Raw genomic sequence first — 7,545 nt, 5'->3', positions numbered from 1 at the left:
TGTTTCGTAGCGCTACGAAAGAAATCGATCAAGAAACACAAGGCCCCGCACCGCAACGCAGTGCGGGGTCTCTCATATTTTAGGCGGTTTTTTAACCCAAATTTGGGATGGCATCCTTTAACCATTGTGCATTGCAACACAAATGGGATTGCCATGACACTCTCGCTCAAGTCCATCTTGGTCGGCATTTTCGCAGCGCTCAGTTTGCTTGTCAGCGTGCTGGTCGGCTCAGCCTTCCTGTCTTCCATCGGCGATTATCGCCGCTATGACGAAATCGTGCGGCTGGCGGCGTTGGACAAGGCCCTGTTCAACACCCTGCTGGCCTTCCGCAACGAGCGCGGCGACGGGCCGCCAGCTCTGGCGCTTCCGTCCGACAAGGCCGATGGTGCGATCAGCCAGTTGCGAAAGGACCGCGCCGACACGGTGCAGGCTTGGGCGGATGTCCTGTTCTCCCGGCCTTATGTTAGCGCTAACATTCTGGAGGAGCCGCTGCGGTCGGTCGCTGTGGACTATCGGATGGTGGAGAGCGCCCGGGATCGTCTCGATCAGATGCTCACCCTGCCGCTCGACAGCCGCGACAAGGCTTTCGGCACGCTCTGGATGAATGAGACCCAGAAGTTCCTCAACAGCATGGAGAACGCTTCCGGCCTGGTTGGCGAGCGCATCCGGGCCTTGGATCCGGCCATGGTGCCGGTCAGCCAGATTGCCTCGTCCTCCTGGAATGCCCGTGTGGCCGCCGGCAATGTCTCGCTCGTCATCAACGAGCCCGTCGCCAGCCATCGTGGCTTCAGCGAGGATGAATATGCCCGCATCATCGTCGGCGAGGCACGCATCAGCGCCCTCTGGCAGATCGTTGGCGCGCTCGTGGCACATCCGGCCACGGCACCGGAGCTGAAGGCCGCCTATGCCAAGGGCAATGCGGATTTCTTCACCAGCGATTTCGCGACCCGCCGCAAGCAGCTGATTGACAGCCTGCATCAGGGCAAGGCTCCGGCCATGGGGACCGATGAATGGCGCGCCGGCAACAAGGCGTCGCTGGCCTCCGTGGCCGAAGTGGCTTCCGTCTCCCGTCAGGTGCTGCTGCAGCGGGCCGAGGCGACGAAGTCTGACGCACTCGGCCGTGCCGTGTCCTATGCGCTGCTGTTCATCGCCACGCTTGTGTTCGCCGCCGCTGGCATGGCCATCATCGTGCTGCGCGTGGCGCGTCCCATCGGCCGTCTCACCGACTGCATGGATGCATTGGCGCAGGGGAACCACGCCATCGGTGTTCCCGATCTGTCGCGCAAGGATGAAATCGGTGGCATGGCCCGTTCAGTCGAGGTCTTTCGACAGGCGGCCATCCGCAATGCGGAGCTGGAGGCCGAGGCCGAGGAAAGCCGGCGCAGCGCGGAGGCCGAGCGCGTGGAAATCCAGCGTCTGGCGGAGAGGGACGCTGATGCGCGACTCAATGCCGCTACCCGCGCGCTGGCCGCCGGGTTGCAGCGTCTGGCCTCCGGTGACATGCTCTGCGAGATCGACGAGGCCTTCGCACCGCAGTTCGAAGCCCTGCGCCTCGACTTTAACCGCTCCGTTGCGCAGCTCCGATCGACGCTGCTGTCGGTGGGGCATGCGGTGACGGCCGTGACGAGCGGCAGCGGCGAGGTTGCCGGTGCGACGGAGGAGCTGTCCCGCCGCACGGAAGGTCAGGCATCTTCGCTGGAAGAGACGGCCGCGGCACTGGAAGAAATCACCGCCAACGTGCAGTCCACCTCGGCGCGCAGCGGAGAGGCACGCGATCTCGTGCGCGCCGCCAGCAGCCAGGCGGAGCAATCCGGCGTTGTGGTTGGCAATGCCGTTGCCGCGATGGAGCGGATCGAGACGGCTTCGCACCAGATCGGCCAGATCATCAGTGTCATCGATGAAATTGCCTTCCAGACCAATCTTCTGGCGCTCAATGCGGGTGTGGAGGCGGCACGCGCCGGGGACGCCGGCAAGGGCTTTGCGGTCGTTGCCCAGGAAGTGCGCGAGCTTGCCCAGCGCTCAGCCAATGCCGCCAAGGAGATCAAGACCCTGATCGGCAATTCCGAAGTTGCGGTGTCCGAAGGGGTCAGGCTGGTCAATGCCACGGGCGAGGGGCTTGGCATGATTGCCGGGCTTGTCATGGCGATCAACACTCACATGGACGCCATTGCATCCGCCGCACAGGAGCAGTCTTCCGGCCTTCGTGAAGTGAACACCGCCGTCAACCAGATGGACCAGGTGACCCAGCAGAATGCGGCGATGGTGGAGCAGATGAGCGCTGCCAGTGCCGGCCTGGCACAGGAGGCGATGCAGTTGTCGGCCCTGCTCCAGGGCTTCCGGATCAGCCCGTTCTCCCTGCCGGTGTCAGCACCGGCCCAGGGCGGCCGTCGCGCTGCATGATGCAAGGAGCCGCCGGCCCTGCTGACAGGCATGGCCGGCCATCACGTTTTCGCTTGGCGGACAAGGTCTCTTCCGCCCTCCGTGACTGAGGCGGAAGCGGTGAGGAGGGGCGGCGCCACGGGTGCCGGCCTGCCCGCATCTGCACGGAGACCAGCCGCACCTTCGGCCGTGCGGCGCATGCCGGCGAGGCAGACGAAACCTGAAGATGATCCGGCGGGTTTGCCTGTCCAAAGCCCTTTGGTTCTCCGACTGCAAGGAACCATCGGTTATTTCTTTGCATCGCCCATAAACTGATCCTCAACCAGACTTCGTTGTCTACTGATCTTAGCCTGGGCCCGGGCAGGATTGATCATGAGGTCACTGCAGAGCACATGGGGCTGCAGTTGACGAGAGGGGGATAATCTATTGATTTCATTTGGCAGAATTCCGTTTCGCAAGGCGCTTTCGCTCCTCAGCTTCGTTCCGCTCGCTGCCGTCGTCGGCCTCGGTGCCGCGGTTGGTTGGAAGAGTTATGAAAACTACGACAAGCTTGAGCGCGCGCATGCGATGGCAATGCTCGCGCGCGGCGGCGGCGAGATGATGATGATCATGCCGATGGATGCCTCGGCATCTCCCGCAGAACGTCCGGCGATCCGTGCCACGACCGATCAGATCTACAAGGACATGACTGCACAACTCGGCCACCTGAAGGAACTCGGTTATGCGGACCCGTTCACCCAGAAGCTGGTGGCGGACCTTGAAGCGAACTATGCCCGCATTCCCGAATTCCGCCAGCTGCTGGATGCCGGCGACACCAATCCTCTGCTGCCCCTGCGTTATGCGCAGCCAATGGCCTCGGCTGCTCTGGCGCTGGCCTCGCGCGCCGGAAGCCTGACCGATGACGTGGCACTTGCGCGTGACATTCGCGGCTACCACGCCTGGATGAAGGTCAACGAAGGCTATCTCGTCCTGAACCGAATGGCCCAGTTCTACATCAAGAACGGCAGGTTCGGGAAAAGCGAGCAGGCGCGTTTCGATGGCGCGATCAACCAGATCCGCAATTTCGAACCCGCCTTTCGTGAACTCATCGCCCCTGATCTGCTGACGCGCTATGATGCCTTCTTCATGACGCCTGAGGGCGGGCTTATCACCAACATGATCAAGGCCATGGAAAGCCTGGAGGATTTCAAGGGCAAACCAGAAGAGTTCAGCCCCTTTGTCGAGGCGATGAACAAGCGGCGCGACTATGTGGCCGGCCTCCTGCGCGAAAATGGTGGCAAGCTTATTCAGAACGCCGAGGCCCGTCTGGAGTCTGCACGGACATCCATGATGCTGATCATGGGAGGCCTCACGATCTTCGTGCTCATGGTCGTCGCCTTTGGCGCGGCTATCACGCGCAGCCTTTCCTCTTCAATCCGCCGCATCGCACGCTCGATGACCGGTCTGGCGGATGGCGATACCGCCAGCAGCATTCCCTATACCGACCGCTCTGACGAGATCGGCGACATGGCGCAGTCTGTGGAAGTGTTCCGTCAGGCAGCAATCCGCAATGCACAGCTGGAGGCTGACGCGGCGGCAGGCCGCTCCCGGGCCGAAGTGGAGCGCGCTGAAATGCAGGCGCGGGCCGAAGCTGAGGCCGAGGAGCGCCTCGGCCAGACGACCCGCACCTTCGCGACCAGTCTTCGTCGTCTGGCGCAGGGCGATATGCTCTGCGAGATCGACACGCCGATGTCGACCCAGTTCGAGGCGCTGCGTGCCGACTTCAACACCTCGGTTCGCCAGCTGCGTGAGGCACTGCTCAGTGTCGGCCATTCTGTCTCCACCGTCACCGACGGTTCACGGGAAATCTCCGACGCGTCCGACAACCTGTCGAAGCGCACCGAGCAGCAGGCCGCCTCGCTGGAGGAAACCGCTGCCGCCCTTGAGGAGATCACCGCGAATGTGATCGCCACCTCAAAGCGTTCTGCCGAAGCGCGTGACGTTGTGCGCGAGGCCCGCAGCCGGGCGGACCAGTCCGGCGGCGTGGTGCGCAACGCCGTCGTTGCCATGGAGCGCATTGAGGAAGCCTCGCGCCAGATCAACCAGATCATTTCCGTCATCGACGAGATTGCCTTCCAGACCAACCTGCTGGCGCTCAATGCCGGCGTCGAGGCGGCGCGTGCCGGCGAGGCGGGCAAGGGCTTTGCCGTGGTTGCCCAGGAGGTGCGCGAACTCGCCCAGCGCTCGGCCAATGCCGCCAAGGAGATCAAAGCGCTGATCGGCAATTCGACGGCAGCCGTTTCCGAAGGTGTGAAGCTGGTCAGCGATACGGGGCAGGGGCTCAGCGCCATCGAGCAACTTGTGCAGACGATCAACGCCCATATGGACGCGATTGCGACCGCCGCGCAGGAACAGTCCTCGGGCCTCGCCGAGGTCAACACCGCCGTCAACCACATGGACCAGGCGACGCAGCAGAATGCGGCGATGGTGGAAGAGATGAACGCGGCCGGCGCCGGCCTTGCCCAGGAAAGCTACAAGCTGAGCGAGCTTCTGTCGCACTTCCAGCTGGGTTCCGCGACGCAGCAGCTGCGGGCGACGGGCGCGCAGATGCGGGCGGCATCTTCTGCCGCGTCATCCCGCCCTGTATCGGCGGCTCGCGCCTCTGCTCCGGCACCGCGTGTGCAGGGCAATGCTGCCCTGGCCGCCTCCAAGGACTGGGAAGAGTTTTGAGCGCTTGCTCTTGCCGAAGCGCACAGGCAAAAGGGGCGGCCATCGGGTCGCCCTTTTCAATTTTGTCCGGCCTGGTCGAATCCAGCTTGCCTTGTTGATCTAAATCACATAAAGATATCTTTATATGTTGATTGAGATTGGGTCGCGCGATGAGCTTGTCGCTGGATAGCCTCGTTGGAATTCTGAAGACGGCCGGGGAACCCACCCGGTTCCGTCTGATCGCGCTTCTCGCGGGTGGCGATCTGACGGTGAGTGACCTGACCGATATTCTCGGCCAGTCGCAGCCGCGTATCTCCCGCCATCTGAAGCTGCTGGCCGAGGAAGGGCTTATCGAGCGCTACCAGGAAGGCGCCTGGGCCTATTTTCGCCTCAGGCAGGAGGGCGATGCCGCCATTCTGGCGCGCAACCTGCTGCATTCCGTCGATGCAGGCGATCCGGTTCTGGCGCGGGACAACGAGCGTCTGCAGGCGGTCAAGCGGACCCGGGCCGAACGGGCCCAGGCCTATTTCAGCCGCAATGCTTCCGAATGGGATGCACTGCGCCGCCTGCATGTCAGCGACACCGATGTCGAAGCCGCCCTGCTGCAAGTGCTGGGCGAGGAGCCGGTCGACGCGCTGCTCGATCTCGGCACCGGCACCGGTCTTGTTCTGAAAATGCTGGAGGCCTCCTATCGCCGCGCCGTCGGTATCGATGCCAGCCGCGACATGCTGGCGGTGGCCCGTGCCAATCTCGACAAGGACGGCATTGTCAAGGCGAGCGTGCGCCATGGCGATATCTTCAACCTGCCGCTCGAAGCAGGCGATTTCGATCTGATCACCATTCACCAGGTGCTGCACTTCCTGGACGAGCCGGAACGGGCCATCACCGAGGCGGCCCGGGTGCTGCGTCCCGGCGGACGCCTGGTGGTCGTTGATCTTGCCCCGCATGCTTTTGATTACCTGCGCGATGAACATGCGCATCTGCGCCTGGGCTTCTCCCACCAGACGGTGGCCGAGTGGCTCGAAAAGGTCGGTCTGACCGTATCCGACGTGATCGACCTTCCGCCGAAGCAAAAGGAGGCGGCTTCGGCATTGACCGTCACCATCTGGCTTGCCCATGCGCCCGCCGAGGCTGCAGTGCCGGCAAGGCCTTATCCCGTTCACTCTCTTCTGTCGGAAGTCGTGTCATGAACCCTGTTGCCAAAGCACCCCGTTCCGAATCGGCCCTGCGGGTATCCTTCGAGTTCTTCCCGCCGAAATCGCCTGACATGGAGCAGCAGCTCTGGCAGACGGTGTGTGAGCTTGCCCGCTACAATCCGGATTTCGTTTCCGTCACCTATGGCGCCGGCGGCACCACGAAGGCGCCGACCTTCTCCACCGTGGAGCGGATGATCGGTGAGATGCGCCTGCCGACGGCCTCGCACCTGACCTGCGTCGATGCCGACAAGGCCGAGACCCATCAGGTGATCGCGGACCTGCGCAAGCTTGGCGTTCGCCACATCGTGGCGCTGCGCGGTGATCCCGCCAGCGGCATCGGCACCGCCTACCAGCCGCATCCACAGGGCTATGCCAATGCCGCCGAGCTGGTGGCGGGACTCAAGGAGATCGGTGGCTTCGAGATCTCGGTTTCCGCCTATCCGGAAAAGCATCCGGAAAGTGCCGACGTCTCGGCCGATATCGCCATGCTGAAGCGCAAGGCGGATGCGGGCGCCGATCGGGCGCTCACCCAGTTCTTCTTCGACAATGACGTGTTCGAGCGCTACCTGGATCAGGTGCGGGCGGCCGGCATCACCATTCCGGTCATTCCGGGCATCATGCCGATCCAGAATCTCACGCAGCTGAAGCGTTTCGCCAGCCGCTGCGGTTCCACGGTGCCGGCTTTCCTCGACGCGCGTTTCGAGGGGCTGGATGACAAGCCTGAGGATCGTGCGAAGGTCGCGGCCGATGTCGCGGCCGAGCAGATCGAGGATCTGATGCGGCGTGGTATTTTCGATGTCCATCTCTATACGATGAACCGCACGCCGCTGGTGGCGGGCGTGCTGCATCGTCTCGGCATTCTGCCGGTGGAAGCGGCCCAGGCCGGGGCGGCGGCCTGAGCCATCGTCAGGCGCGGGGCGAGTGACTCTCGCCCGGTCGCGGTTGTTCATCTTTCAATCGGTATCGGTCAGCTCACCAGCCCTGACCATGGCCTGCTTCCCTCCTCCGGGAAGCTGTCTGCTCAAACAAAGAGCATGGATGCAACGAACAGAAATGCTGCACCGACGAGAAGGACATTGAAGGAATGCGTGCGTCCCATGTCTGCCTCCTTGCGTTAACACACAGAATGTAAGTGCATTTTGCGAGACTTGAAAAGAAAATAATGTGCTGCATTGCGGCACGTTTTCGCCACAGTTGTGTTCGGCCTATGTTCAAGTCATTGAACATAAACGTCTTTTCAATTAACGGTCCTGGTAAATAAAGAGTGTAGAAAACTCTGCGC

4 protein-coding genes are annotated in these 7,545 nt (G+C 62.6%); all 4 read left to right on the top strand.

Annotated elements, in window-relative coordinates; genetic code table 11:
- The first annotated feature begins 153 nt into the window (after positions 1-153).
- Complete coding sequence (locus tag FNA46_RS15585) at positions 154-2,400, top strand: methyl-accepting chemotaxis protein (protein ID WP_143126127.1); 2,247 nt, start codon at positions 154-156, stop codon at positions 2,398-2,400.
- 405 nt (positions 2,401-2,805) lie between these two features.
- A complete protein-coding gene (locus FNA46_RS15580) occupies positions 2,806-5,088 on the top strand; it encodes a methyl-accepting chemotaxis protein (protein WP_246103126.1) in 2,283 nt (760 codons plus the stop codon).
- A 137-nt stretch (positions 5,089-5,225) separates the two neighbouring features.
- Positions 5,226-6,257, top strand: a complete 1,032-nt coding sequence (locus FNA46_RS15575) for an ArsR/SmtB family transcription factor (RefSeq protein WP_425468766.1) — start codon at positions 5,226-5,228, stop codon at positions 6,255-6,257.
- Positions 6,254-7,162, top strand: a complete 909-nt coding sequence (gene metF / locus FNA46_RS15570) for a methylenetetrahydrofolate reductase [NAD(P)H] (protein ID WP_143126125.1) — start codon at positions 6,254-6,256, stop codon at positions 7,160-7,162. Before FNA46_RS15575 ends, metF begins: the two co-directional genes overlap by 4 nt.
- Positions 7,163-7,545 lie beyond the last annotated feature (383 nt).

Origin of the sequence: Affinirhizobium straminoryzae (assembly GCF_007004135.1) — a bacterium.
Lineage (GTDB): Bacteria > Pseudomonadota > Alphaproteobacteria > Rhizobiales > Rhizobiaceae > Neorhizobium > Neorhizobium straminoryzae.
Note: the sequence above shows the minus strand (reverse complement) of the source record. Positions and strands in the feature narration are given on the sequence as shown.